The organism is Curtobacterium sp. PhB115 (assembly GCF_003752025.1).
Lineage (GTDB): Bacteria > Actinomycetota > Actinomycetes > Actinomycetales > Microbacteriaceae > Curtobacterium.
On sequence record NZ_RJKR01000012.1, the window covers coordinates 174,738 to 200,593 of the forward strand.

The window sequence follows — 25,856 nt, forward strand, 5'->3', positions numbered from 1 at the left end:
CACCTCATGACCGTCACCGTCGACGCTCCGTCCTTCACCGACCGCTTCACCGCGGCAGCGCGCGCGGCGCTCCGTCCGCGCACGTGGCGACCCGCGCCTCCCGTCAGCGACCGCGCAGCGTGGGCCGACGTCACGGACGCCGACCGGGAGGCCCTGCTCACGGTCGCGCACGCCCGTCGCGACGCCGCTGCGGTCACCTTCCCGACCCTCGCCCTGTGGGCGACGTACAGTCGCGACGGCGACCGCCGACCGTACGAACGGGCGCAGCGGAACCTGCTCGAGTCCGCCGGCACCGCAGCGCTCGCACTCGGCGTGACGGGCGAGGACGAGTGGGCCGACGTGCTCGCCGACCAGCTCTGGCGGATCTGCGAGATGCGCGCCTGGTGCCTGCCGTCGCACTACGCCCTGCCCGAGGACGGCAGCCGCCCCTTCCTGCCGCTGCCGGGTCGGGACGTGCTGGACCTGTCGGACGCCTACGTCGGCGGGATGCTCGCGGCGATCGACGCGATCGCGGGGGAGCGCCTCGAACGGGACCGCCCCGGCATCCGCGCGCACGTCCACCACGAGATCCGCCGCCGGGTCCTCGACCCCTGGGAGCAGGACGTCTACTTCTGGCACGGGGTCGACGGGCCACCGAACAACTGGGCGCCGTGGATCGTGTCGAACGTGCTGGTCTGCGCCGCCGTCGTCGAGCCCGACGCTGACCGCCTCGAGGCCACGATCGACCGGGCGCTCGTGATCCTCGACCGGTTCCGTGCCGGGTACGACGCCGATGGCAGTTGCGACGAGGGCGCGACCTACTGGTGGTGGGCCGGCGCGACCCTGTTCGAGGCGTTGGACCTGGTCGAGGAGCTGACCGACCGGACGTTCGACGGGTTCTCGGTCGCGCCGGTCGCCGCGATGGCGCGGTTCCCGATGGGCATGCAGATCGGCGCTCGGTCGCAGGTCAACCACTCCGACGGGTCCCCGGCGTTGGCGGAGAACGCGAACTGGCACCTGCTCGGCCGCTTCGGGGAGCGCGTCGGTGACGACCAGGTCGTCCGGCACGCACGGTGGATGGGTCGGCAGCACCCGCTGCGCTTCGACGGCCAGCTCGCCGCCCTCTTCCGCCGGACCACGGCCGAGCTGCTGGACGCGTCGTGGACCTCCGACGACGCCGGTCCCGCCGAGCCGGGCATGCCCGCGTCGCTCTGGCTGCCCGGCACCGAGGTCGCCGTCGCCCGCGACCACGACGGCGCCGTCGACGGCTTCGTCCTCGCGGTGAAGGGCGGGCACAACGACGTCAGCCACAACCACAACGACGCCGGCGGGGTGATCGTGTCCCTGGACGGCGAGCCGGTCCTGATCGACGTCGGGGTCGGTGTGTACCGCCGCGAGACCTTCATGCCCGAACACCGCTACGGCATCTGGACGATGCGGAGCGCCTGGCACGGGGTCCCGCTGCCGAACGGCGTCGAACAGCACGAGGGGGCGTCGTACCGGGCGACCGGCACCGCGTTCGAGGACGACGGCGCCCGAGCGGTGTGGTCCGCCGACCTCGCAGCCGCCTACCCACCCTCGAGCGGGCTCGTCACGCTCGGCCGGAGCGCCACGCTGGACCGTGCTGCCGAACGGGTGGTCGTCCGCGACACCTGGACGTTCGCGGAGCCCGGCACGATGACCCTGGTCCTCATGACCCGTGACGAACCCGTCCCCGTGGACGGCGGCCTCCTGGTCGGCCCCGCACACCTGGCCGTCGACACCGGACGGTTCGACGTGCTCGTCGACCGACGGGAGGTCGACGACGAGAAGCTCGAGCGCGTCTGGGGTCCCGCCGTGCACCGCGTCCGGCTCGTCGCGCGTGACCACGCCACCGCGGGCGAGCACGTGCTCACCCTGACCCGGGCGACCGCGCCCGCTGGGAAGACCGCGTGAGCGCTGTGCTGCTCGGCGGAGCCGGTCGCTGGACCGATCCGTGGCACCCGTTCGCCGAGACGAACGCCGCGATCGCCGAGATCGCCGCCGACGCCGGCGTGCCGCTCGAACAGCCCGACGACGTCGACACCGCCCTCGCCGGGTTCGCGAGCGGGCCGCTGCCGTCGCTCGTCGTGGTGAACGTCGGGCTGCCCCGCGACGAGCGCCCGGTGCCGTTCACCGACGCCGTCCGCGGGTTCCACCGGCTGCTCGCCAGTCCGGTGCCGCTGCTCGTGCTGCACGTCTCGACGACGTCGTTCGCCGACGACGACGCCTGGGAGCGCGCCGTCGGCGGGGTCTGGGTGCGTGGCACCACGATGCACCCGCCGTACGGGCCCGCACGGGTGCGGGTCGTGGACGACGAGCACCCGATCACGGCCGGGTCGTCGGACTTCACCCTGCAGGACGAGCGCTACACCCGCCTGCGCGTCGCCCCGGACGTCCGGGTGCTGCTCGAGCACGAGCACGAGGGCGAGCGGCACCCGCTCGCGTGGGTGCACGAGCGTGCCGGCGGCGGGACGACGGTCCACGATGCGCTCGGCCACTCGGCTGCGTCGTTCGCATCCCCGGAGCACCGCGCGTTCCTGCGGCGCGCGCTCGTCTTCCTGACCCGCTGACGGGCTTCGACCCGACTGCCTGGAGGCCCGGTGCCGGTCTCGTGGACCGGCACCGGGCCTCCAGGCGGTTGCGTCTCGTGCGTCAGCCCACCGTGACCTCGCCCACGACGACCCAGCCACCTTCCTGCGCCGCCTGTGCGGCGAGCTGGATCCCCGGGGTGCCGCCCGAGGTCGTGTCGACGATCGCGATGCCCCAGCGGTACTGACCCGACGGCACCCCGGCCAGCGAGGCGCGGAACGCGTACGCGGTGGGTGACCCCTTCAGCCAGGTCGACGGGTCGGACGCCGTGTCGACGAAGGACTTCGCGACGGACCCGTCCGCACGGAGCAGCGCCAGCGCCGCCTTGTACTTGCCGTTCCACACCGGCAGGTTGTCGGGCAGGTAGCCCCAACCGGTGTTCGTCCACTCGTGGGTGAGGTCCACCGTGGCGCCCACGGCGACCGCACCGGGCACGACGACGTGCGACGGGTGGAGGCGGTACCCGCCCTCCGCGTCGAAGCGCTGCGTCAGCGGGTACGTCTCGTCGGTGAACCACGAGAGGGTCTCGCCGTTCCGGAGGTCCATCATGTTCACGTGGGCCTCGACCGAGTCGTCGAACTCGCCCCGCCGGACGTCGGCGGTGGTCACGTAGCCGCGGGGATCCTGCGTCACGTCGTGCTGGGCGGTGACCCAGCCACCCTCCATGATGATCGGCCGCTTGTACCGCCACTTCGCCGCCATCGACTTCTCCCAGTCGGCGTAGTACGTCGTCATGCCGAACGCGTCGTGGCGCAGGACGTAGCCCTTCTCGTAGGCACCGTCGAGCATGCGTTCGCTCTCGGGATCGGGCGTGCCCCAGTCCTTCGGGCCGCCGATCATCCGGTGGTAGTTCAGCGCCAGGGGCACCCGGGTGAAGTGCTCCTGGTACAGGTCGATGATCCAGTCGAACACCGGCTCCCGGTTCGTCGCGTCCTGGTAGAGCATCGAGTGGCCCTCACCCCACTTGCCGAGCCCGTACCCGTCGATGAAGTCCGTGGTGGCCGGGTCGTCGTACTGCGCGCCGAAGGCAGCGATGAAGGCGGCGTACTTCGCCTGGAACACCGGGTCGTCGGGGTACGGACTCCACACGGTCGTGCTGCCGGTCTGCGTCTCGTAGCCGGCGGCACCCGCTGCCCGTACCCAGGCGGGCGTGAAGTCCGACGACTTGTCGCGGCTGTCGACCACGACCCGGAAGGCCAGCCGGAGGCCGCGGCGCCGGGCCTCGGCGAGGATGCCGGCGAAGGCCGCGTTCGTGTCCCAGCCGTAGACGCCCTCGGACGGTTCGAGGATCGTCCACGACACCCGCATGTACATCACCGAGGCGTAGTCGGACACCGAGATCGTGGTGCCGTCGGGCAGCGGGACGTCGTCGTACTTCGTCCAGTAGTCGGCGGGTGGGGCCGAGGAGCCGTAGAGCGCCCAACCGGTGAGCGGGTTCTTCAGCAGGGTCGTGGTGTCGGCCGCGAAGTGCTTGTCGAGCACTGCGCCGGTGGCGGTCGCTGCGGTGGTGGTCGCCGCGGTCGCTGCGAGCGTGCTGGTGGGGCGGCTCGTGCTCGTGCTCGTGCTCGGTGCGGCGCTCGCCGGTGGTGTGCCGAGTGCTCCGGACGCGGCGGAGGCGGTGGCGGCGATGCCGAGACCGAGTGCCGTCCTCCTGGTGATGTGGTGCGACGTGCTCATGCGTTCTCCCCTTCGAGAAGCGGTCAGTGCAGGTCGATCGTCCTCGGCGTCCCGCTGTGTGGGCAAGGCGTCCCGCCCAGTCGAACAGGACTCGCACACCCGTCGGATGCGGGCGCATGTTCCGACGATCCACGAGTCGTTCGCGTCGTGGTCTGTCGGAACTTGCGCACGCATCGTGTGCGGGCGCATGTTCCGACGATCCACGAGTCGTTCGCGTCGTGGTCCGTCGGAACTTGCACACGCATCGACCCGGGCACGCCGACCGCCGCGCCCGCCGCAGGCCCGCGCGCCGCGCGCCCTACGGCAGCGTCGGCGCCGCCTCCACCAACGCCCGCGTCACCGGGTGCTGCGGCGCATCGAGCAGCGACACCGGCCCGCGCTCGACGATGCGCCCCTCCGACATCACCGCGACGGTGTCGCACAGCCGCTGCACCACACCGATGTCGTGCGACACCAGCACCAGGGTCAGCCCGAGGTCGTCGGCGAGCGAGCGGAACAGGTCGATCACGCGGGCACGCACCACCACGTCGAGGGCGCTCATCGGCTCGTCCCCGAACAGGATCCGCGGCGAGTGCACCACGGCCCGGGCGATCGCGATGCGCTGACGCTGCCCGCCGGAGAACTCGTGCGGGTACCGGTCGACGACGTCCTCGGGCAGGTCCACCCGGGCGAGCACGTCGCGCACCAGGTCGGGATGGGAGCCGGGCAGACGCAGTGCCCGCAGCGGCTCGGCGACGATCGCCCCGACGCGCATCCGCGGGTCGAGCGATGCGTACGGGTCCTGGAACACGATGCCGGTCTCGCGCCGGAACCAGCGCATCGCGGCAGCGGATCCGGACGCCACCACCGGACGACCGGAGGCGGTCACGGAACCTGCGGAAGGTGCCTCCAGGCCGGCGAGGAGCCGCACCAGGGTCGACTTGCCGGATCCCGATTCCCCGACGATCCCGAGGCGTGCGCCGGGGGCGACCGTCAGGTCGACCCCGTCGACGGCGGTGCGGACCGGCCCGGGCTCGAACGGACCGCGTCGGGGGAGTCGGTAGGTGCGGTGCAGGCCGCTGGCGTGCAGGGCATCGGTCATGAGGCACCCCCGGTTCGACGTGCGGTGGCGCGGGCTGCCTCGACGAGGGCGACCGTCGCCGGGTGCTGCGGCGCGGCGAGGAGCGACGCCACCGACCCCTGCTCGACGACCCGTCCGCCGTCGAGCACCACGGCGGTGTCGGCGATCCTGGACAGCACCGCGAGGTCGTGCGTGACGAAGAGCATGCCCGCGGAGACGCGCTCGAACAGTTCGAGGATCCGGGCCTCGGTCGTGACGTCGAGCGCCGTGGTGGGTTCGTCGGCGACGAGGTACGCGGGTTCGCCGGCCATCGCCATCGCGATGCAGATCCGCTGCCGCTGCCCACCCGAGAGCTGGTGCGGGTACTGCCGCAGCATCGACTCCGGGTCCGGCAGTCCGACGTCGGCGGCGAGGGCGGTCGCCGCAGCGCGAGCCGCCCGCCGGTCCAGCCCGCGGTGCAGCCGGAGTGGTTCGGCGATCTGCGCGCCCACACGCCGCAGCGGGTCGAGGGCGGTGCCGGGCTCCTGGAACACCATGCCGATCCCGGCGCCGCGGAGCCGCGCTCGCTCCCGCTCCGGCATCCCGATGAGCTCGGTGCCGTCGAGGCGGATGCTGCCGCTGACGGTCGCACCGGTGGGCTCCAGCCCCATCAGGGCGAGCGAGGTCATCGACTTCCCGGATCCGGATGCGCCGATCACGCCCACCCGACGGCCGGGAGGCACGGTGAACGTCACGTCGTCCAGGATCGTCCGCCCCGTGATGCGGACGGAGAGCCCCACCACCTCGAGTCCGCCGGCTGCGGCTGGTCCTGCTGGTGCTGCCGCTGGGTCCGTCATGCGGTCACCCCCGTCGTGGTCGTCGCCGGGTCGCCGCCCGCTGCGCGGTCGTTCGTCGTCAGGCGCGGGTCGCTGGCGTCGCGGATGCCGTCGCCGAGCAGCGAGAGCGCCGCGACGACGAGTGCGATCGCGGCTCCCGGCCAGGTTGCGCTCCACGGGTGCACGCCGATGTAGGTCTGCAGGTCGGAGAGCAGGCTGCCCCACGACGCCGTGCCCGACCCGGCGCCGTAGCCGAGGTAGGACAGGCCGGCCTCGGCGAGGACCGCCGTCGCCATCGCGAGCGAGAGCTGCACGGTGAACAGCGGCGCCGCGTTCGGCACGAGGTGGCGGAACAGCACGCCCGCCCCGCCGACGCCGGACGCCCGGGCCGCGGTGACGTAGTCGCTCCGGGCGATGCGACGGATCTCGCCCCGGGAGACCCGCGCGATCGTCACCCCGAACGACAGCCCGACGCTGACGATGACGACCCCGAGCGAGCCGCCGAAGATCGCGGTGAGGAGCATCGCGGTCAGGAGCGTCGGGAACGCCACGAGGATGTCGAGCAGGACGGCCGTGCCCTCGCGGACCCAACGCGCGGTGAGCGAGCCGATCGCCGTCAGGACGATGCCGACGACGCTCGCGATCACGCCGGACCCCACGGCGACGAGCACCGTCGTGCGGGTGCCGGCGAGCAGGTAGCTCGCGATGTCGCGACCGGAGGCGTCGGTGCCGAACCAGTGCGCGGGGCTCGGGGCTTCCCACTGCGAGAACGGGTCGGCGCGGAACGGGTCCTGCGGCGTCCAGAAGAGCGAGACGGCGGCGAGGACGACGAGCAGGCCGAGCACGACGACGGCGAAGACGCCGGTGGGACGGGAGAGCAGGCGGCGGATCATCCGGACACCTCGCGCTGGCGGGGGTCGAGGGTGCGGTGCACGACGTCGACCGCGAAGCCCACGAGCAGCACGAGCCCGGTGAGCACGAGCAGCTCGGACTGCACCTTGGTGATGTCACGACGGCCGACGTCGGTGACGAGCATCCGGCCGACCCCCGGCAGGGAGAACAGCTGCTCGACGACCACTGCGCCGACGAGCAGCCCGGCGATCTGCACGCCGAGCACCGCGAGCACCGTGAGGGCCACGCTCGGCAGGCCGTGGCGGATCAGCGCCTGCGTGCGGGTGAGCCCGATCGCGGCGGCGGTCCGGACGTGGTCCGCGTCGAGCACCGACAGGGTCGCGGACCGGGTGAACCGGAGGATGACGGCACCCTCGACCGCACCGATCGTCAGCGCCGGGAGCACGAGCGAGGCGAACGCTCGACCGGGCTCGGACCAGCCGTCGAGCGGGAACCCCTGCGTCGGCAGCCAGTGCAGCGTCACCGCGAACAGCGCGACGAGCAGCATGCCGGCCCACACGATCGGGACGGCCGCGACCGCCTGCGCGACGAACCCGATCACGGCGCCGCCCGGTCGTCGGCGGAGCACCGCGGCGACGACCCCGAGCGGGACACCGATGACGAGTGCGGCGACGAGGGACATGCCGGCGAGCGGGAGGGTGATGCCGAGCTTCTGCACGATCTCCGGCGCGACCGGGCCGTCGGTGACCAGGGACCGGCCGAGGTCACCGCGGAACAGGCCGCCGATCCAGTCGAGGTACTGCACGACGACCGGCCGGTCGAGGCCGAGCTGCTCGCGGAGCTGGTCGACCTGGTCCGGACTCGCCTGGGTGCCGGCGACGATCTGTGCGACGTCGCCGGGCAGGATCCGGAGCGTGGCGAAGATGATGAGGCTCGCGACGAGGAGACCGACGACGAGCAGCAGCAGCCTGCCGACGAGGAACCGGGTCACGAACCCGATGACACGGCGAGCCCCGACAGGTCGAGACGCGAGTTGGTGCCGTCGAAGGGGACGCCCGTGACGCCCTTCCGGACGGCCGTGATCGAGGTCGAGGTGTACAGCCACTCGCCGGCGGCGTCCTCGCTCACGATCTTCGCCGCCTTCTTGAGTGCTTCGGCCTTCTCGGACTCGCTCGTCGCGGCGACGGACTCGGCGTAGAGCGCCTGCACCTCGGCGTTGTCGTACCCGAAGTAGTACTCCGGGTTCGCCCAGTTGCCGAAGTCGCGCGCCTCGACGTGGTCCACGAGGCTGAGGTCGAAGTCACGGGTGCCGCTCTTCGGCGCCTGGAACACCTGCGACAGCCAGGTGGCGAAGTCGACGCGCTTGACGGTCAGGGTGATGCCGACGTCGGCGAGCTGCGACTTCAGCACGTCGCCGATCGTCGTCGGGTAGATGTTCGCGTACGTGAGCGTCAGCTTGAGGTTCTCCTGTCCGGCGGAGGCCAGCAGCTTCTTCGCGTTCGCGGGGTCGTACGCGTCGATGTCGGTCAGGTCCTCGTAGCCCGGGTCGAGCTCGGGGATCGGGCCGCCCTGCTCCACACCGGTGCCGCCGATGGCCTTGATGATCGCCTTCGCGTCGATCGCCTGCCGGATCGCCTGGCGCACCTTCTTGTCGGTGAAGGGCGCCTTGGCGTCGTTGAACGCCAGCGTGTACTTGTCCGTGGTCTTGCCGGTGTGCAGCGTGATGTCCGAGTTGCCCTCGAGCTGGCTCTTGAGCGTGCCGTCGACGGCGGTCTGCACGTCGAGGTCACCGTTCGCCATCGCGTTCACGGCGGTGGAGGGCTGGGTGATGTACCGGAAGACGACCTTGCCGACCTTCGCCTTGGTGCCCCAGTAGTCGTCGTTCCGCTCGAAGGTGAGCGAGTCGCCCTGCTTCCACGACGCGACCTCGTACGGGCCGGTGCCGTTCGCAGTGTCGGAGAGGTCGTTCTTCGCGGCCTTCTCGAGCACCAGGCCCGAGCGGCCGGTGAGGTTCCACAGCAGGTCGGAGTCGGGCTTCGCGAGCTTGAGTTCGACGACCCCAGCGGACGGCGACGTGATCGACGAGACGTTCGCGAGCTTCGCCGAGTCGACGTAGGTGTCGTTCGACTTGACCTGCTCGAGCGACCAGACGACGTCGGCCGCGGTGACGTCCTTGCCGTCCTGGAACGTGGTGCCGTCGCGGAGCGTGAACGTGTAGGTGAGTCCGTCGTCGGAGACGGTGTGCTTCGAGGCCAGCACGTCGCGGACGTCGCCGTCGGCGGTGCGCCCGACCAGGCCCTGGTACACGTTGTCGATGAGCACCTGGTCGAGGGCTGCACCGGACTGCGTGCGGATGTCGAGGCTCGTCGGTTCGAGCACCAGCCCGACGCGCACGGTGGCGTCGTCGCCGCCCGTGTTCGTGGAGGTGCCGGAGCAGCCGGTCAGCGCGATCGCGGAGACGACGGCGACCGCCGTGGCGGCGAGGGCCGCGCGTCCGAGTCGGGCGGTGCGGCGGGGGAGGAGCGGACTCATGGGTTGTGGGTTCCTTCCGGGCGCGGGCGGTGGTCGGAGCTCGCGCTCGCACGAGGTTACCGGCGGCCGGTGTCGTCCGGGGACGGTTCCTCGATCGGGTGCAACAAACCGTTACGTTCCGCCCATGCCCGAATCGCCGAAGCGAGTTCGAGCGGTGCCTGGTTCTGCACCGCGTGCCGCGCGGTGACGGTGACGATCTCGGCGTCCGGCAGCCGTTCGGCGAAGGCCGCGTGCAGCTTCGGGGAGACGTAGCCGCGGTCGCCGCGGACGAGCAGGATCGGGACGTCGAGGGCCTCGAGGTCCGGCCACGCGTCCGCGAAGCGCCCAACGGAGGACATCGCGCCCGCCGGGAGGTGCGGGAAGTGGTGCCGCCGGACGAGCTTCCCGTCGGCACCGAGGCGCGTGGTGTGCCGGGCCTCGCGGAGCAGCACGTGGCGGTCGTCGCCGACCCGTGCCTCGATCGCGCGGTCGACCACCTGGTCGAGCGACTCGAACGGCTCCTCGGCCTCGAGCGCACGGGCGATCCGGTCGACTGCCCGCTGCGCGAAGTCGGGGGACATGTCGACGAGCACCAGGCCGGTGACCCGCTCGGGCGCGGTCGCCGCGAGCCGGGCCGACAGGATCGCACCGAGGGAGTGCCCGACGACGATCCCCGGCGGCACCGCGAGGGCGTCCAGTGCGTGGAGGACGCTCGGTGCGGTGGCGGCCGCCGCGTAGTCGGCGTCGTCCCGCCACGAGGACCGACCGTGCCCCGGCAGGTCGATCGCGACCGCCGGCTCGCCGACCGCGATCGCGGTCTGGTCGAAACTGTGCGCGTCGATACCGAGCCCGTGCAGGTAGGTGATCCGGGCCTCCCGGCCGTCGTCCCCCCACCGGATCGCAGCGATCTCCTGTCCGTCCGTGGTGCGGACCACCTGCCTGGAGGCGCGGAGCGGCGCATGCACGCCGCTCGCGTGGGCGAGCGCGGCCAGGTCTGCGAATTCGTCGTCGGGGGCATCGGACACGGGGACGATCCTCGCACCGTTCGTGCCCCCGTCCGACCCTGGAGAGGTGAGGTTAGGCATGCCATACTTGGTCCTCGTGGCAACCCGGTACCGCGTCTTCCCCGTGCACGTCGCATCCGTGACGTCGCTCACCCCGCACTTCGTCCGGGTGACGCTGACGGGCGACGCCCTCGCCGACTTCTCCTCGGTCGGCCTCGACCAGCGGATCAAGATCGTGCTCCCGCTGCCCGGCATCGGCTTCTCCGAACTGCCGGAGGACGACGACTGGTACGGCGCCTGGCGCGCACTGCCCGACGAGGCCCGGAACCCGCTCCGCACCTACACCGTGCGGTCCTTCCGTCCCGATGCCCGCGAGCTCGACATCGACTTCGTCGCCCACGGGGACGCCGGACCGGCCTCGCGCTGGGTGTCGGCGTGCCGTGTCGGGGACGAGCTCCGCATCGTCGGCCCGATGGTCCCGTCCTCGCCGGCGGAGCTGCCCACCGGGGCCGCCGAGTTCGCCCCCGGCCACGCCAACCGCATCCTGCTCGCCGGTGATGAGACCGCCGCCCCGGCCATCTGCGCCATCCTCGAGGCGCTCGACGTCACCACGGTCGGGCACGTGTTCATCGAGGTCCCGACCGACGCCGACCGGCTGCCGGTGCGCGCGCCCGCCGGTGTGGAGGTCCGCTGGATCGCGCGGAACGGTGCGACGCACGGGGTCCGGATGACCGACCAGGTGCACGTGTGGGCGTCGACCGTGGCCGCGGCACCGGGCTCCGGCGCCGCTCCCGCCTGTGGGGACGCCGTCGAGCTGGCCGATGTGGACGTCGACGAACAGGTCCTCTGGGACGTCCCCGCGCCCGTGGAGTCACGCCCCGTCTACGCCTGGATCGCGGGCGAGGCCGGGTGCGTCAAGGAACTCCGACGGCACCTGGTGCGGGGCGTCGGCATGGACCGGAAGCAGGTCGCGTTCATGGGGTACTGGCGGCACGGCAAGGCCGAGCACTGAACGCCGCGGCCGGTCTGCCGACCACGGCACTCGGTGCCCGCGGGCTGACGCTCGCGTACGACGACCGCGTGGTGGTGGACTCGCTCGACGTGGACATCCCGGACGGTGAACTGACCGTCATCGTCGGCCCGAACGCCTGCGGCAAGTCGACGCTGCTGAAGTCCTTCGCCCGCACCCTCAAGCCGACCGCGGGCACGGTGTACCTCGACGGCGCCCCGATCGGTTCCTACCGTCCCAAGGCCGTCGCACGCCGGGTCGGCATGCTGCCGCAGACCCCGATCGCGCCGGACGGCATCACCGTGCGTGACCTGGTGTCCCGCGGACGCTTCCCGCACCAGGACCTGCTGCACCCGTCGTCCGGATCCGACCGGCGTGCCGTGCAGGCCGCCCTCGAGCAGACGTCGACCGTCGAGCTGGCCGACCGCGGCGTCGACGAGCTCTCCGGTGGGCAGCGGCAGCGGGTGTGGATCGCGATGGTGTTGGCGCAGGAGACGGACATCGTCCTGCTCGACGAGCCCACGACCTTCCTCGACATCGCGCACCAGTACGACGTGCTCGAGCTCGCGTCGGCGCTGCACGCGGCCGGGCGGACCGTCGTCGCGGTGCTGCACGACCTCAACCAGGCGGCGCGCTACGCCACCCATGTGATCGCGATGCGCAGTGGGTCGATCGTGGCCGCCGGTCCGCCGTCGTCGGTGCTGACCGCCGATCTCGTCGAGGACGTCTTCGGCCTGTCGTGCGTCGTCGTCCCCGACCCGGAGACCGGCACGCCCCTGGTGGTCCCGCGCCGCCGGGCCGCCTGACCCGCGCTCCCGCCCGCGCCGCCCCGCGCCGCCCCGCCCGCCCGCGCGGTCGCTGACCGTCGGCCACGGCCGGTGCGGCCGACGGCCAGCGACCGCGCGGCGCCCTCCGACGGGGTGTCGCGACCGATCAGCGCTCCGCAGCCGGGCAGGTGGGCCGGACCACGGCGGACGGGAGGCCCGTGGCGGCCGTGACCCGTGCCTCCCGTCCGCCGTTCGGTCACGTCTCGTCGCCCGCCCGGCCCTCACCGGAGGTCACGGCGCGCCGCGCGTGCGGCGCCGACCGGTCGCAGACCGTCGGATGCGGCCGGCGAAGCCGACGGTCTGCGACCACTCGGCGCCGGCCGACGGGGTGTCGTGACCGATCGGCACACGGCAGAGGAGGGGAGCCGCGCACGCGCGCCCGTCAGCGGTAGCCGCCGTCCTCCAGGCCGGCCTCGACCTCGAAGCGGTTGCGCAGGGGGTCACGACCGGCGACCGCGTACAACAGCGGCATGAGCATCCCGTAGCGCCGCCACTGCTCGACGTGCACCCGCTCGTGCCGCAGCACCCGGGGGCCGTCGTTGTCCCGCGTCAGGTACACCGACCCGACGCAGGTGCCACCTCGGCGGAACACCCACCGCGGCAGCCCCGTGCAGACGACGAGCCCGTCGACGACTCGGATCCGCCCGGTCGACAGCGGCACGCCGACCGCGAGCCCGACAGCGGTCGCGAAGACCCACCCCGCTCGGGACACGGGGGAGTCGAGCAGCGCCCGGCGCACCAGACCGAGCACGTTCAGGCCGGTCGGCCGTAGGTCTCGAGCAGGCGCAGCCAGATCTCGTTCATCGTCGGGTACGCCGGCACCGCGTGCCAGAGCCGGTCGATCGGCACCTCGCCCACGACGGCGACGGTCGCGGCGTGCAGCATCTCGGCGACGTCCTGCCCGACGAACGTGACGCCCACGACGACCTTCCGGTCCTCGTCGACGACCATCTTCGCCCGGCCCGTGTAGCCGTCGGCCTGCAGTGCGGAACCAGCGACACCGCCGAGGTCGTACTCGACCGCGCGGACGTTCAGCCCCTGCTGCCGGGCCGCGGCCTCGGTCAGCCCGACGCTCGCGACCTCGGGGTCGGTGAAGGTGACCTGGGGGACCGCGGCGTGGTCGGCGGTGGCGACGTGGGCGCCCCACGGCTCGGTGTGCAGCGGCGTGCCCTGGTACCGGGCGGCGATCGCCTCACCGGCGGCACGGGCCTGGTACTTGCCCTGGTGGGTCAGGAGCACCCGGTGGTTGACGTCGCCGACGGCGTACAGCCAGTCGGTGCCGTGCACGAGCATCGTGTCGTCGACGTCGAGCCATTCGCCCGCGGTCAGTCCGACGGTCTCGAGCCCGAGGTCGGCGGTGTGCGGAGAGCGTCCGGTTGCGGCGAGGACCTCGCTCGTGATGACGGTGGTGCCGTCGTCGAGGACCGCGGTGACCAAGCCGTGCTCGTCGCGGTCGACGCGGACCGGGTCGACGCCGGTGCGGACGTCGACGCCGAGCTCGCGGAGGGAGTCGGCGACGAGCTCTCCGGCGAAGGGCTCCATCGTGCCGAGGAGGCCGTGGCGGGCGACGAGGGTGACCTTCGACCCGAGGGACGCCCACGCGGTGGCGAGTTCCGATCCGGAGACACCGCCGCCGATGACGAGCAGGCTCTCCGGGACCTGCTGGGCGCTCGTGCCCTCGCGGGTGCCCCACGGCTTCGCGTCGGCCAGGCCCGGGATGTCCGGCAGCGCGTGCAGCGAACCGGTGACGACGGCGACGGCGGCGCGGGCGGTGTGCGTCTCGCCGTCGACCTCGATCGTCTTCTCGCCTGTGATGCGAGCGTGGCCGCGGATCAGCGCGATGTCGGCGGACTCGAGCCAGGACACCTGCCCGTCGTCCTTCCAGTCGGAGGTGAACGAGTTGCGGCGGGCGAGGACCCGGGCGGCGTCGAGCTCACCCGTGACGGCCTGCTTCGCACCGTCGAGCCGCTTCGCCGCGGACAGCGCGTGGCCGCTCCGGAGCAGCGCCTTCGACGGCATGCACGCCCAGTAGGAGCACTCACCACCGACGAGCTCGGCCTCCACGATGGCGACCGACAGGCCGCGCTTGTGGGCGTAGTCCGCCACGTTCTCGCCGACTGCGCCGGCGCCGATCACGATGAGGTCGTAGTCCGTCATGAGGCCGAGCGTACGCGGACCGGCATGGGTTCCGCCCGGCGTGCCGAGTCGCGTTCAGGCCACCCGGGAGGCGCTGGTCAGGGCTCCGACGACGCGCAGGATCACGCCGAGGTCGTCCACTGCGCGTTCCGGGTCGACGGGAGCGAATCCGGTGAGCGCGGCGCCCGCGAGGCGCCGGCCGCGGGTCGCGGCCTGGACCCGCTCCACCAGCCCGGCACCGTCGAGCCCGAACGGCACCGGCTCGAGCAGGCCGTCGACCTCGGACGGGTCGAGCACGTCGAGGTCGACGTGCACGAACACGGACGAGGCACCGGTGGCGTCGACCGCGGCCGCGATCGCTTCGGGGGTGGCGGCGTCGACGTCGAGCGCCCGGATGCCGGCACGGTCGAGCGCGCTGGACTCGGCGTCCTCGATGCCGCGGACGCCGGCGAGCACGACCGACGCCGGCGACAGCGTCGGCAGCCCGGGGAACAGGTCGTCGGCACGGTCGACGAGCAGTCGGAGCGCCGCGGTCTCGGCTGCGACGGGCTGGGCTCGGTTGAGTGCTCGGTAGCCGCTCGACCCGGCGATGCGGACGAACGCGGTGTCGGTGTCGAGGGCGACCGTCGCGCCGAGGACACTGGCACCGTCGCCACCGACGACGAGGACGGGTTCGCTGGCGACACCGGTCTCCTCGGCGACCCGCTCGGCGACGGCGAGCACCGAGGTGTAACGCGCGACGGCCGTCTCGAGTCGATCGCCCGCTCCGGCCGGTACCGCGACGACGGTGGTGGACGCCCGGGGGAGGTCGGCCGCGATCGCCGATGCTCCGTCACCGAGACGCATCGCGCGCGACGACGCCGAACCCTGCCACTGACCGACCACGAGGAACTGCATCGTCTCAGTCTGTCAGGTGGGGTCCGACGTCGTCAGGGGAGTTCAGAGGCTCGACGAGCCGCCGGACTTCAGCGCGGCCAGGCGCGCCTCGACCTCGGCGTCCGTGCCGACGTCCTCGAGGCTCTCGAACTGCGCGTCGAGGCTTGAGGCCTGGAGCTCCTGCTGCCCCATCACCTTGGCCTCTTCGCGGCGGACCTTCTCCTCGAAGCGACCGAGGTCGCTCGTCGGGTCGAGCACGTCGATGTTGCCGAGCGCGTCGTTGACCTTCGACTGGGCCTCGGCGGTCTTGGACCGTGCGACGAGGTTGTCGCGGCGCGAACGGAGCTCCTCGAGCTTCTGCTCCATCCCGGCGAGGCCGGTCTTGAGCTTCTCGACGGCCTCGTTCTGCGAGGCGAGGTTCGGCTCGGCGTCCTTGACCTCTTGCTCGGCGGAGATCTGCTTGCCGATCGCGATCTTCGCGAGGTTGTCGAACTTGTCCGCCTCGGCGGTCTTGCCCTCGGCGCGGTACTTGTCCGCTGCGGCCGACGCGTTCTGCGCCTTCTGCCCCCACTCGGTGGCGGCGCGCTTGTCCTCTTCGTGGTCCTGCTCGAGCAGCCGCACGTTGCCGATCGTCTGCGCGATCGCCGTCTTCGCGTCCGCGATGTTGTTCGTGTAGTCGCGCACGAGCTGGTCCAGCATCTTCTGCGGGTCCTCGGCGTTGTCGATGAGCTGGTTGATGTTCGCTCGGACGAGGGTCGAGATGCGACCGAAGATCGTCTGCTTTGCCATTGCTGTTCCCTTTCCTTGGAAGGTCTGACGTGTCGTGCTGTCCTGCTGGTGGGTCAGAAGCGGCCGCCGCCGGAGAAGCCGCCTCCGCCGCCGCCGCCCCCGCCGCCACCGAAACCGCCCCCGCCGCCGAAGCCCCCGCCGCCGCCGAAGCCGCCGCCCCCGAAGGAACCGCCGCCGTAGCTGCCGCCGCGACCGCCGAGCAGGCCGCCGAGGACGATGCCCGTGACGAGGCCGCCGAGCTGCGCACCGTTGCCGCCACGGCCCCCGCCGCCCTGTCCTGGCCAGCCGCCCATGTCGTCGTTCGCCGAGTCCATCGCCGCTGCGGCGTACTGCTCGGCGGCCCGTGCGGCCTGGAGCGCCTGCCCGGGGTCGGTCGTGGCCAGCTGCACGGCGTCGTCGAGTGCCCGTTCGGCTTCGGACAGCCGCGTCCGTGCGGTCGGTCCGACCCCGCCGCGGTGCAGCGAGATGAACTCGCGCGCCTGACTGATCCGGTTGCGGGCGTCGCGGAGTGCGTCGTCGAGCGCCCTGGACGCCCGGCGCTGTTGTTCCTCGGCACCGCGCGCCGCGGCGATCGCTTGGTCGATGTCGGTGTTCGCCTTCGTGAGGGCGTCGACCGCCGCGATCGGGTCCTTCGGGTCGAGTCCCTGCCGGAGCACGGTCTCGGCGCGGGTCACCGCGGCGGCGAGGTCCGGTCCGGTCACGGTGAGGGTCTTCGCGGCGGCGACGTCGCCCTCGATGTCGATGCGCATCGCCTCGGCGCGCGCGGTCGCCTCGGCGAAGGTGCTCTCCGCCGCGACGGCGCCGTTCGTGAGTTGCTGCACCTGGGCGAGCGCGTGCTGGGCGTCACGGACGGCGATGACGGCCTCGCCCTTGTCACCCGACGCGATCGACGCGGTCGCCGCCGCCGAACGCTCGGTCGCGTAGGCGAGGACCTGCCGTGCCTGGTCGACGTTGTCGGAGACGGTCGCCAGGGTCCGGCCGGTGTACTGGCCGCGCACCCGCTCGAGCGCGGCTGCGGCGGCGTCCACCGAGGCGGGTGCCGCGGCGACGGCCGTCGCGAGGGCGGCCGCGGCGTCCTCCACGCCGTCCTCCAGCGAGCGGAGCTGGTCGAACGACTCGGTCTGCTCCTCGATCGAGGCGTGTGCCTGTTCGCAGATCGCGATGATCTGGTTCGCCCACTCGGCACGCTGCTGCGGGGTGTCCGGGATCTCGTCGTCGAGCTGCTGCTGGTACGTGAACGCCGTGCGGACCGCCTGTTGCGCGGCCGCGACGGCGTCGGCGAACGGCTTCGCGGCGTCGGGGCCGAACTGGGCCGCGGCGAACCCGACCTCTTGCTCGGCGGTGCGGAGCTCGTCGTCGATGGTGACGAGTGCGCCACCTGCGGTGCGTTCGAGGTCGGCGAGCGAGGCTTCCTGCGCCCGGGTCGCCGCTGCCGTCCGGCGCTTGTTGCGCGTCCGGATGACGAGGACCGCGACGATCGCCGCGACGACGACCACGAGGAGCATGATCCACAGCCAGGTCAGGTCCGCCGGCGCCTGCGTGTCGGTCAGCCCGTTCGCGAACGCCACGGCCGCCCCGGACCAGTCGCTCTGCTTGAGCCTCGGGATGAGGTCGTCGTCCACCGCGGACTGGACGTCGGACGAGGGGATCGAGCTCTGGTCGGTCTGCTGGACGTCGTAGTTCCGGTCGTCGACCGCGACGGAGAGCAGGATGCCGTCCGAGTCGATCTGGTTCTGCTCCATCGTGGCCGAGCCCCAGGCGGTGTGGTCCGTCGGGTCGGTGAACGTCGGGACGAACACCACGTAGAGCTGCGTCTGCGTCTCGGCGTAGAGGTCCTGTGCGGCCTGCTCGATGTCGGCCTGCTGCGACTCGCTGAGGACGTCGGCCTGGTCGAGGACGTAGGCGCCGCCGAGGTCGACGGGGGCGGTGGCGCGGGCGGTGGCTGCCGGTGCGAGGACGATCAGCATCGCGAGGACCGCTGCTGCGACGCGGCCGGTCAACCGCTTCGTCGTCCTCCTGCTCCCACCCGTGTCGCTCGTGGCCGATCCGCGTTGGACCGCTCGCATCCGTCCTCCGTCCGTCGCCGGTCGATGCGCTCGACATCGCCCGGATCACGCCCAGGGGCGCTGTCGCCCGGAGTCTATCCACGCCGCGCAGCCTGCGGTCAGGCCGTGGGCAGACTCCTGGGGAACGCCCGTCACCACTGGGTTCCGTGAGTGTCTTGTCCCCCGGACCGGGGTATGCTGGCGACCACTGTTCGATGACGAACGGAAGGGGAACAGCAATGGAGCGAACCACGAGTACCGAGGTCGTCCCGCTCGAGGACGGCTACCACCGCGTGTCGACGCCGGCGACCGGCGTGATCGGCTTCGTGCGCGAGCACGACGGCCGCTACGAAGTGCTGCGCGGACGCGTCCGCCAGGCGACCCGATCCGAGGGTCTCTACAGCACGATGAACGTCGCACTGATCGCCCTCACGCACGCCTGATCCACCCCGGCCCCTGATCCACCCGTGATCAGACCGGATCCGGACCGCAGCCGCGCGGGCGATGTCGAACCACGCCCGCGCGACCGTCCGCCGGACGTAGGCTGCGCGCATGGGTGAGTCGCGCCTCCAGGCCGTCGTGGTGACGCTCTGCGCACCGGGCCCGGACCGCGCATCCGACCGGGAGGCCCTGGTCGCCGCCGTCGCGTCGGTGACCGGCGTCGAGACGGTCGCCGTGCGCACGGGGCGCGTCTGTGCGCATTGTGGCGGGACCGACCACGGCCGTCCGTGGGCGTCCGCCGACGGCGACGCCGTCGGCGTCAGTCTGTCGCGCGCGCCCGGTGCCCTCGCCCTGGCCGTCGGCCCCGGCGCCGTCGGGGTCGACGTCGAGCGCGTCTCGCGGGTCGTCGCTGCGCCGCTCGACGCCTTCACGGTCGGGGAACTCGAGCGGGCGCACGGCGACAGCTCGTTGCTCGCCGCCTGCTGGGCCGCGAAGGAGGCCGTCCTGAAACGGGACGGCCGGGGCCTCCGGGTCGATCCGCTCGCCGTGGACGTCGACGTGACCACCGGCACCGCACGCATCGAGGGCGTCGAGCACCCCGTGACGATCACGTGGCCGGCGACGGACCTGGTGCTCGCGGTCGCCGCTGACGGAGCGCCGGTGGTCAGCGCCGGGGGAGCGTGAGGACCTCGGCACCGTCCTCGGTGATCGCGATCGTGTGCTCGGTGTGGGCCGTCCGGGCACCCGTGGCGCTGCGGAGCGTCCAGCCGTCGGGGTCCGTGACGAGCACGTCGGTGTCCGCCATCACCCACGGCTCGAGCGCGAGCAGGAGCCCCGGCCGCAGGGTGTAGCCGCGTCCGGGCCGCCCGGTGTTCGACACGTGCGGGTCCTGGTGCATGGTCGACCCGATGCCGTGCCCGCCGAACTCGACGTTGACGGGGTACCCGGCGGCCTCCAGGACGGTCCCGATGGCGTGCGAGAGGTCCCCGATCCGGGCGCCGGGTCCTGCGGCGGCGATGCCGGCGGCCAGGGCGCGCTCGGTCGCGTCGATCAGGGCGAGGTCCTCGTCGCGGGGGGTGCCGACCACGAAGCTCACGGCGGCGTCGGCGGCGATGCCGTCGAGGGAGACGGCGAGGTCGAGGGTGAGCAGGTCCCCGTCCGCGAGTGCGCGGTCGTGCGGCAGCCCGTGCAGGACGGCGTCGTTGACGGCGGTGCAGATGTGGTGCCCGAACGGCCCGCGGCCGAACGAGGGGGCGTAGTCGACGTAGCAGGAGTCGGCGCCGGCGTCCTCGATCATCTGCTTCGCCCACCGGTCGATCTCCAGCAGGTTCGTGCCGATGCGGGTGCGCTCGCGCAGGGTCTGCAGGATCGTGCCGACGAGGGCTCCGGTGGCGCGGGCCCTGTCGACCTCGGCGGGGGTCAGGATCTCGATCACGCGGATGATCATACCGGTATTACTATGTGGTCATGGTTCGACTCCCGCTCCGTCCCGACGAGGTCGCCCGCGGCCGTCGTCTCGGCGCACTGCTCCGTCGCGCGCGCGGCCCGCGGTCGATCGTCGACACCGCACTCGACGCCGGGATCTCGCCGGAGACCCTGCGGAAGATCGAGACCGGACGCATCGCGACCCCGGCGTTCTCGACGATCGCCGCCGTCGCCGGGGTCGTCGGGCTGTCCCTCGACGCGGTCTGGTCCGAGGTCAGCTGCGAACCGGCCGACGCCGGCGAGCTCGCGGGTTAGGCGGCTCGGACCGTCGGCAGCGCGGGGACCGGTTCCTCGTCGATCCACGGACCCGTGACCGCGCGCACCGCCTCGACGTCGCGGTCGGCCGCGTCGGCGAAGGCACCGAGCACGTCCGGGACCGTGACCGAGCCGTGGCGGTGCCGCTCGGTGATGTTCCGGAGCCCGGTGAAGAACGCCGCGTCGCCGAACGTGCGACGGACGGCGTGCAGCGCGAGCGCCCCGCGCTTGTAGACGCGGTCGTCGAACATGTCCTCCGGGCCCGGGTCACCGACCACGAGGTCCTCCGGCTGGTCGAGCAGCCCCTGCCGGTACCGTTCGGCGAGGTCGTCCGCGCTGTCGCCGCCCCGATCCTCGGACCAGAGCCACTCCGCGTAGCAGGCGAAGCCCTCGTGCAGCCAGATGTCCTGCCACCTGCTGACCGTCACCGAGTTGCCGAACCACTGGTGCGCGAGCTCGTGCGCGATGAGCCGGTCCGTGCCGTGTTCGCCGTCGACGTGGTTCCGGCCGAACACCGCCAGCCCGTGGGCCTCGAGCGGGATCTCCAGCTCGTCGTCCGTCACCACGACGCCGTACGCCGGGAACGGGTACGGCCCGAACCGGTCGGCGTACAGCGCGAGCATCTCCGGCACCTGCCCGAAGTCCGTCTTCGCGGCGGCCGCGAGGTCGGCGGGGTGGTGCAGCGTCACCGGGACGACCGCGCCGCGGAGCTTCGTCGTCCGGTACCGGCCGATCTGCACCGTGGCCAGGTACGTCGCCATCGGGTCGGTCGTCGCGTAGGTCCAGCGCGTCCCGACCCGGTCCCGCTCCTTGCCGAGCAGCTCGCCGTTCGCGATGACGTCGTACGCGGCCTCGGCGGCGATCTCGAACCGGTACGTCGCCTTGTCGTCCGGGCGGTCGTTGCACGGGAACCACGACGGCGCGCCGGTGGGCTGCGCGGCGACGATGACGCCGTCGGTGAGTTCCTCCCAGCCGACCTGACCCCAGGCGCTCCGGACCGGGCGGGGGTTGCCGCGGTACCGCAGGTGCACGGTGAACGGGGTGTCCGCCGGGATCGGCGCTGCGGGCGTCACGGTGACCTTGTGGGTCGCCTTCGACACCTTCTTCGCGCGGGTGCCGTCGACGTCGACCCGCTCGACGCTCAGGCCGTGCAGGTCGATCACGATGCGGTCGAGCGGTTCGAGCGCACGAGCGGTGATCGTCGCGGTGCCGTCGAGGCGGTTGGTCGCGACGCGGTAGTCGAGGCGGAGCTCGTAGTGCTCGGCACTCCAGCGTCGGTCGCCGCTGTGCGGGGTGTACGGGTCGGCGGCTGGAGTGTTCGGCACGCTGCCAGTCAACCCCATGGAGCGATGGGGTTGCCCGACCAGCGCGACCCGGTCGGCACCTGCTCGCCGCGCATCACCAACGAGGCCGGTCCGACGGTCGCCCCGGTGCCGATGCCCGCGGCGGGCAACACCACGCTGTGCGGGCCGAGCGTCGCCCCGGCGTCGAGCCGCACGGCGTCGAGTTGCATCACCCGGTCGTGGAACAGGTGCGTCTGCACGACGGTGCCCCGCGCCACCGAGGCGCCGGCGCCGATCGTGACCAGGTCGGCCTCCGGCAGCCAGTAGGTCTCGAGCCAGGTGCCGCGGCCGATCGTCGCGCCGAGGCTCCGGAGCCAGGCGGCGAGGGCCGGGGTGCCGGTGGCCTGCTCGGCGAACCACGGCCGCGCGACCGTCTCCACGAAGGTGTCCTGCACCTCGTTGCGCCACACGAACGACGACCACAGCGGGTGCTCCCGTGCCGTGATCCGACCGACGAACACCCACTTCGCGACCGTCGACACGACCGCGGCGACGGCTCCGGCGACGATGAGCACCGGACCGGCGAGGAGCACCGTCCAGCCGAACCCGACCGTCGACCAGAGCGCCAGGAGCGTCCCCGCGACCCCGAGCGCGATGGCGGCGGACACCATCGGGGCGACGAGCCGCAGCAGTTCCCAGCAGCCGCGGGCCACCTTGAGCCGCGTCGGCGGGCGGAAGGTGCGCTCCTCGTCGAACTGCGTCGCCGCGCGGCGCAGCCGGACCGGCGGTGACCCGAGCCACGACGAGCCGCGCTTGGCCTTCTTCGGCACCGCCGACAGCACCGCGACCAGCGCCTCGCGCGGCACCGAACGCCCGGCGCCCGTCATGCCGCTGTTGCCGAGGAACGCCCGCCGGCCGACCTTCGATCGACCGATCCGCACCCGACCGCCGCCGAGCTCGTACGTCGCCACCATGGTGTCGTCGGCCAGGAACGCGCCCGAGGCGATCTGGGTCAGGGCCGGGATGAGCAGCACGGTGGAGATCTCGGTGTTCCGCCCGACCCGTGCGCCGAGCAACCGGAGCCACACCGGCGTGACGAGCGACGCGTACAGGGGGAACAGCAGCGTCCGAGCGGCGTCGAGCACCCGTTCCGTCGACCAGGCCTGCCAGCCGATCCGGGAGCGCACCGGGTGCCGACCCTCGCGCAGCCCGATGCCGAGCAGCCGCACCGACGCCACCACGAGCAGGGCGTACACCGCTCCGGCGACCAGGGTCGCGAGCGGCACGGTGACCAGGCCGCGGAGCACGGCGTCGCCGATCGACGACGCCCGTCCGACCAGCGCGACCGCGACCAGCAGCCCGACGGCGACACCGATCACGGGCAACCCGGCCACGGCCACGGACCCGGCCCCGTACGCGACCAGCCAGCGTCGACGGGACGGGGGACGGGCCTCCCGGCCGTGTCGGGCCGATCCGACGCGTTCCGCCGGCGATCCTGCCCACCGTTCGCCGGCGGGGACCCGGCCGGTGACGGCGGATCCGGCCTCGATCTCCGAACCCGCGCCGACGTGGGCGCCCGGCAGCAGCGTCGTCCGGCTGTGCACGACGGCGTCGTCGTCGATCCGCACCCGACCGAGGTGGAAGACGTCCCCGTCGACCCAGTGCCCCGCCAGGTCGACCTCGGGTTCGATCGACGCGTGCTTGCCGACGTCGAGCATCCCGGTCACGGGCGGGAGGGTGTGCAGGTCGACCTCGCGGCCGATCCGGGCACCGAGGGCACGGGCGTAGTAGCTGATCCACGGAGCCCCCGCGGTGGAGGGCCCGTCGACGGCCTCCGCGATGCGTTCGGCGAGCCACACCCGCACGTGCACCGAGCCGCCCCGCGGGTACGCCCCGGGGCGGACCCCGACGAGGAGCAGCCGCGCGAGCACGACGGTGAGCGCCATCTTGCCGATCGGGGTCACGAACACCAGGAGCACCAGGACGAGCACGGGCCAGGGGAGCACCGGCAGGAACGGCAGCGTCGTCGCGTGCAGCACCGCGGCGACGAGTGCCGTCCACGACAGCACCCGCAGACCACGGAGCACCTGCACCGGCAGCCCGAGCAGCGTCATCACGACGCCCGTCGACGGCGGCACGGGTCGGACGTCGCGGGACGACGCCGCGACCGGTCCGGACTCGTCGAGCGCCGCGGCCAGGGCGCCGATCCGCGGGTGGTCGTAGACGTCCGCGACGGTCGTCGTCGGGAAACGTTCGCGGATCGCGGACACGAGCTGCGCCGCCGTGAGCGAGCCACCGCCGTGCGCGAAGAAGTCGTCGTCGACGCTCGACACCGGCACCCCGAGGATCGCGGACCACCGCTCCGCGATCCAGGCGACGGTGTCGGGGAGCATCGCGGCGTCGGTCGCCCCGGGGAGCGGCCACGGCAGCGCCGCCCGGTCCACCTTGCCCGAGGTCCGGGTCGGCAGGGCGTCGACGACCGCGACGAGGGGCACGAGCGCGGCCGGCAGCTCCTCGCGCAACCGCGCGTTCGCCGCCTGGACGTCCACCGTCGCTCCCGCCACCGGTGCCACGTACCCGACGAGCACCTGGTTGCCCGCCGGTGTCCGCTGCACCACGGCTGCCCCACCGGCGACGTCGTCGAGGGCCTGCAGTGCTGCGTCGATCTCGCCGAGTTCGATGCGCCGACCGCCGAGCTTCACCTGGTCGTCGGCACGGCCCTGGAACACGAGGCCCTCGGGGTCGTACCGCACCAGGTCACCGCTCCGGTACGCCCGGTCCCAGCCGAGCTCCGGGAACGGCGCGTACTTCTCGGCGTCCTTCGTCGGGTCGAGGTACCGGCCGAGCCCCACGCCGCCGATGACGAGCTCGCCGACACCACCCGGCGCGACCCGCACTCCTGCGGAGTCGACGACGGCCAGGTCCCAGCCGTCCAGCGGCAGCCCGATCCGGATCGGCTGCGAGCCGTCGAGCAGGGCGCCGCACGCGACGACGGTGGCCTCGGTCGGACCGTAGGTGTTCCAGACCTCGCGGTCGCGGCTCGCGATGCGGGCGGCGAGTTCGGGCGGGCAGGCCTCGCCGCCGAAGATCACCAGGCGCACCTGCTCCAGGGCGTCGTCGGGCCACAGGGCCGCGAGCGTCGGGACCGTCGAGACGATCGTGATGGTGTGCGCGATGAGCCAGGGTCCGAGGTCGACCCCGGTGCGGACGAGCGAGCGGGGTGCCGGCACGAGGCAGGCACCGTGGCCCCAGGCGAGCCACATCTCCTCGCACGACGCGTCGAACGCCACGCTGAGCCCGGCGAGCACGCGGTCGCCGGGGCCGATCGGTGCTGCCTGCAGGAACATCCGCGCCTCGGCGTCGACGAACGCGGCGGCGGAGCGGTGCGTCACGGCGACACCCTTCGGCACGCCGGTCGAGCCGGAGGTGAAGATGATCCATGCGTCGTCGGTCTCGCGGGGGAGCGCTGCACGCGCCGCAGGGTCCGTCACGGGCAGTTCGCCGCCGTCGCGGCTGCGCAGGACGCCGCCAGCGCCGATCACCCCGACGACGCCGGCCTCGCCGAACACGAGCGTGGCGCGTTCCTCCGGGTCGTCCGCGTCGACGGGGACGTAGGCGGCACCGGCGGCGAGCACCGCGAGGATCGACAGGTACAGGTCGCGGCCGCCGGAGGGGATGCGCACCCCGACCCGGTCGCCGCGTCGGACGCCGCGGCGCGCGAGGTCGTCGGCCTGCGCGCGCACGAGGTCGAGCAGGGTGGCGTAGTCGATCGTGCCCTCGGGGTCCTCGAGTGCGAGGGCGTCCGGGTGGGTGGACGCGGTGGCCTGGAGGACGTCGAACAACGTGCGCGGTGCTGGTGCGTCGCCGCCCCGGGCGAGTTCGAGCTGCGGGTTCGCGGTGCCGGTGGTCATCGGTGCCTCTTCCCGGTCGCGTGCAGGTCGACCGGCCCGTGATCCTAGGGGACGACCGTGACGCCCAGGCAAACACGTTCCGCGCGGCGGCGGGGAGTACTTCGTGAGCAGGAACTGTCGAGTCGCTTCCCCCGACCCGACCATTCCTGCTCACCATCCGCGCGCCGCAGCCGCGAACGCCGACCACCCACGAACGCCGACACCACCCACGAGATCGCCGACGAGAAGCGCAACCCGCCCCGGAGGAGTCTCAACCGGGAAAGGCCGCCGCAGGCGGCATCGGCCGGTGCC

22 protein-coding genes are annotated in these 25,856 nt (G+C 72.8%); 7 read left to right on the forward strand and 15 right to left on the reverse strand.

Features of this window, described 5'->3' with window-relative positions; genetic code table 11:
- The first annotated feature begins 6 nt into the window (after positions 1–6).
- Both EDF19_RS17430 and EDF19_RS17435 read left to right on the forward strand, forming a co-directional pair.
- Positions 7–1,914 (forward strand): heparinase II/III family protein, encoded by a 1,908-nt coding sequence (locus EDF19_RS17430; protein WP_123682122.1) that lies wholly within the window; start codon positions 7–9, stop codon positions 1,912–1,914.
- Positions 1,911–2,570, forward strand: coding sequence for a ThuA domain-containing protein (locus EDF19_RS17435; protein WP_123682123.1), 660 nt, complete (start codon positions 1,911–1,913; stop codon positions 2,568–2,570). The genes EDF19_RS17430 and EDF19_RS17435 overlap by 4 nt, the downstream gene beginning before the upstream one ends.
- Before the next feature lie 82 nt (positions 2,571–2,652).
- Here the strand turns inward: EDF19_RS17435 and EDF19_RS17440 are convergent, their stop codons facing one another.
- From EDF19_RS17440 to EDF19_RS17470, 7 genes are all read right to left on the reverse strand, one after another.
- The gene (locus EDF19_RS17440; RefSeq protein ID WP_123682124.1) at positions 2,653–4,266 is read right to left on the reverse strand and encodes a DUF4832 domain-containing protein; all 1,614 of its coding nucleotides are present in this window, start codon (positions 4,264–4,266) and stop codon (positions 2,653–2,655) included.
- Positions 4,267–4,564: 298 nt separating this feature from the next.
- Positions 4,565–5,347, reverse strand: coding sequence for an ABC transporter ATP-binding protein (locus tag EDF19_RS17445; RefSeq protein ID WP_123682125.1), 783 nt, complete (start codon positions 5,345–5,347; stop codon positions 4,565–4,567).
- Positions 5,344–6,162 carry an ABC transporter ATP-binding protein gene (locus EDF19_RS17450; RefSeq protein ID WP_123682126.1) on the reverse strand — a complete coding sequence of 273 codons (819 nt, stop codon included), beginning with the start codon at positions 6,160–6,162 and terminating at the stop codon, positions 5,344–5,346. Before EDF19_RS17450 ends, EDF19_RS17445 begins: the two co-directional genes overlap by 4 nt.
- Positions 6,159–7,034 carry an ABC transporter permease gene (locus tag EDF19_RS17455; protein ID WP_123682127.1) on the reverse strand — a complete coding sequence of 292 codons (876 nt, stop codon included), beginning with the start codon at positions 7,032–7,034 and terminating at the stop codon, positions 6,159–6,161. The genes EDF19_RS17450 and EDF19_RS17455 overlap by 4 nt, the downstream gene beginning before the upstream one ends.
- Positions 7,031–7,984 (reverse strand): ABC transporter permease, encoded by a 954-nt coding sequence (locus EDF19_RS17460; RefSeq protein WP_123682128.1) that lies wholly within the window; start codon positions 7,982–7,984, stop codon positions 7,031–7,033. Before EDF19_RS17460 ends, EDF19_RS17455 begins: the two co-directional genes overlap by 4 nt.
- Positions 7,981–9,525 carry an ABC transporter substrate-binding protein gene (locus EDF19_RS17465; protein WP_123682129.1) on the reverse strand — a complete coding sequence of 515 codons (1,545 nt, stop codon included), beginning with the start codon at positions 9,523–9,525 and terminating at the stop codon, positions 7,981–7,983. The genes EDF19_RS17460 and EDF19_RS17465 overlap by 4 nt, the downstream gene beginning before the upstream one ends.
- Positions 9,526–9,581: 56 nt before the next feature.
- Positions 9,582–10,529, reverse strand: a complete 948-nt coding sequence (locus tag EDF19_RS17470) for an alpha/beta fold hydrolase (RefSeq protein WP_185022926.1) — start codon at positions 10,527–10,529, stop codon at positions 9,582–9,584.
- A gap of 58 nt (positions 10,530–10,587) precedes the next feature.
- On the opposite strand from EDF19_RS17470, the gene EDF19_RS17475 reads away from it, so the two are divergent.
- Positions 10,588–11,520: a siderophore-interacting protein gene (locus EDF19_RS17475; RefSeq protein ID WP_123682131.1), complete on the forward strand. Its 933-nt coding sequence runs from the start codon at positions 10,588–10,590 to the stop codon at positions 11,518–11,520.
- Positions 11,493–12,323: an ABC transporter ATP-binding protein gene (locus EDF19_RS17480; protein WP_395860689.1), complete on the forward strand. Its 831-nt coding sequence runs from the start codon at positions 11,493–11,495 to the stop codon at positions 12,321–12,323. The genes EDF19_RS17475 and EDF19_RS17480 overlap by 28 nt, the downstream gene beginning before the upstream one ends.
- Before the next feature lie 403 nt (positions 12,324–12,726).
- On the opposite strand, the gene EDF19_RS17485 is transcribed toward EDF19_RS17480, so the two are convergent.
- From EDF19_RS17485 to EDF19_RS17505, 5 genes are read right to left on the reverse strand one after another with little or no spacing between them, the layout of a single operon-like run.
- Positions 12,727–13,095, reverse strand: coding sequence for a Fe-S oxidoreductase (locus EDF19_RS17485; RefSeq protein ID WP_311317126.1), 369 nt, complete (start codon positions 13,093–13,095; stop codon positions 12,727–12,729).
- Positions 13,096–13,097: 2 nt separating this feature from the next.
- Positions 13,098–14,501: an NAD(P)/FAD-dependent oxidoreductase gene (locus tag EDF19_RS17490; protein WP_123682132.1), complete on the reverse strand. Its 1,404-nt coding sequence runs from the start codon at positions 14,499–14,501 to the stop codon at positions 13,098–13,100.
- 54 nt (positions 14,502–14,555) lie between these two features.
- Positions 14,556–15,377 (reverse strand): arginase family protein, encoded by an 822-nt coding sequence (locus EDF19_RS17495; RefSeq protein WP_123682133.1) that lies wholly within the window; start codon positions 15,375–15,377, stop codon positions 14,556–14,558.
- A gap of 42 nt (positions 15,378–15,419) precedes the next feature.
- Positions 15,420–16,145: a PspA/IM30 family protein gene (locus EDF19_RS17500; RefSeq protein ID WP_123682134.1), complete on the reverse strand. Its 726-nt coding sequence runs from the start codon at positions 16,143–16,145 to the stop codon at positions 15,420–15,422.
- Positions 16,146–16,198: 53 nt separating this feature from the next.
- Positions 16,199–18,145, reverse strand: a complete 1,947-nt coding sequence (locus tag EDF19_RS17505) for a YgcG family protein (protein WP_185022927.1) — start codon at positions 18,143–18,145, stop codon at positions 16,199–16,201.
- Positions 18,146–18,429: 284 nt separating this feature from the next.
- Between EDF19_RS17505 and EDF19_RS17510 the strand changes: the two genes are divergently transcribed.
- Positions 18,430–18,633, forward strand: coding sequence for a hypothetical protein (locus EDF19_RS17510; RefSeq protein ID WP_071255966.1), 204 nt, complete (start codon positions 18,430–18,432; stop codon positions 18,631–18,633).
- 109 nt (positions 18,634–18,742) lie between these two features.
- Complete coding sequence (locus tag EDF19_RS17515) at positions 18,743–19,315, forward strand: 4'-phosphopantetheinyl transferase superfamily protein (protein ID WP_123682136.1); 573 nt, start codon at positions 18,743–18,745, stop codon at positions 19,313–19,315.
- Here the strand turns inward: EDF19_RS17515 and map are convergent.
- A complete protein-coding gene (gene map / locus EDF19_RS17520; RefSeq protein ID WP_123682192.1) occupies positions 19,296–20,066 on the reverse strand; it encodes a type I methionyl aminopeptidase in 771 nt (256 codons plus the stop codon). The genes EDF19_RS17515 and map overlap by 20 nt on opposite strands.
- A gap of 32 nt (positions 20,067–20,098) precedes the next feature.
- On the opposite strand from map, the gene EDF19_RS17525 reads away from it, so the two are divergent.
- Complete coding sequence (locus EDF19_RS17525; RefSeq protein ID WP_123682193.1) at positions 20,099–20,371, forward strand: helix-turn-helix domain-containing protein; 273 nt, start codon at positions 20,099–20,101, stop codon at positions 20,369–20,371.
- On the opposite strand, the gene EDF19_RS17530 is transcribed toward EDF19_RS17525, so the two are convergent.
- Both EDF19_RS17530 and EDF19_RS17535 read right to left on the reverse strand, forming a co-directional pair.
- Positions 20,368–21,696 carry a M1 family metallopeptidase gene (locus EDF19_RS17530; RefSeq protein ID WP_260217267.1) on the reverse strand — a complete coding sequence of 443 codons (1,329 nt, stop codon included), beginning with the start codon at positions 21,694–21,696 and terminating at the stop codon, positions 20,368–20,370. The two genes, EDF19_RS17525 and EDF19_RS17530, sit on opposite strands and share 4 nt — an antisense overlap.
- Before the next feature lie 8 nt (positions 21,697–21,704).
- Positions 21,705–25,565: a Pls/PosA family non-ribosomal peptide synthetase gene (locus EDF19_RS17535; protein WP_123682138.1), complete on the reverse strand. Its 3,861-nt coding sequence runs from the start codon at positions 25,563–25,565 to the stop codon at positions 21,705–21,707.
- Positions 25,566–25,856 lie beyond the last annotated feature (291 nt).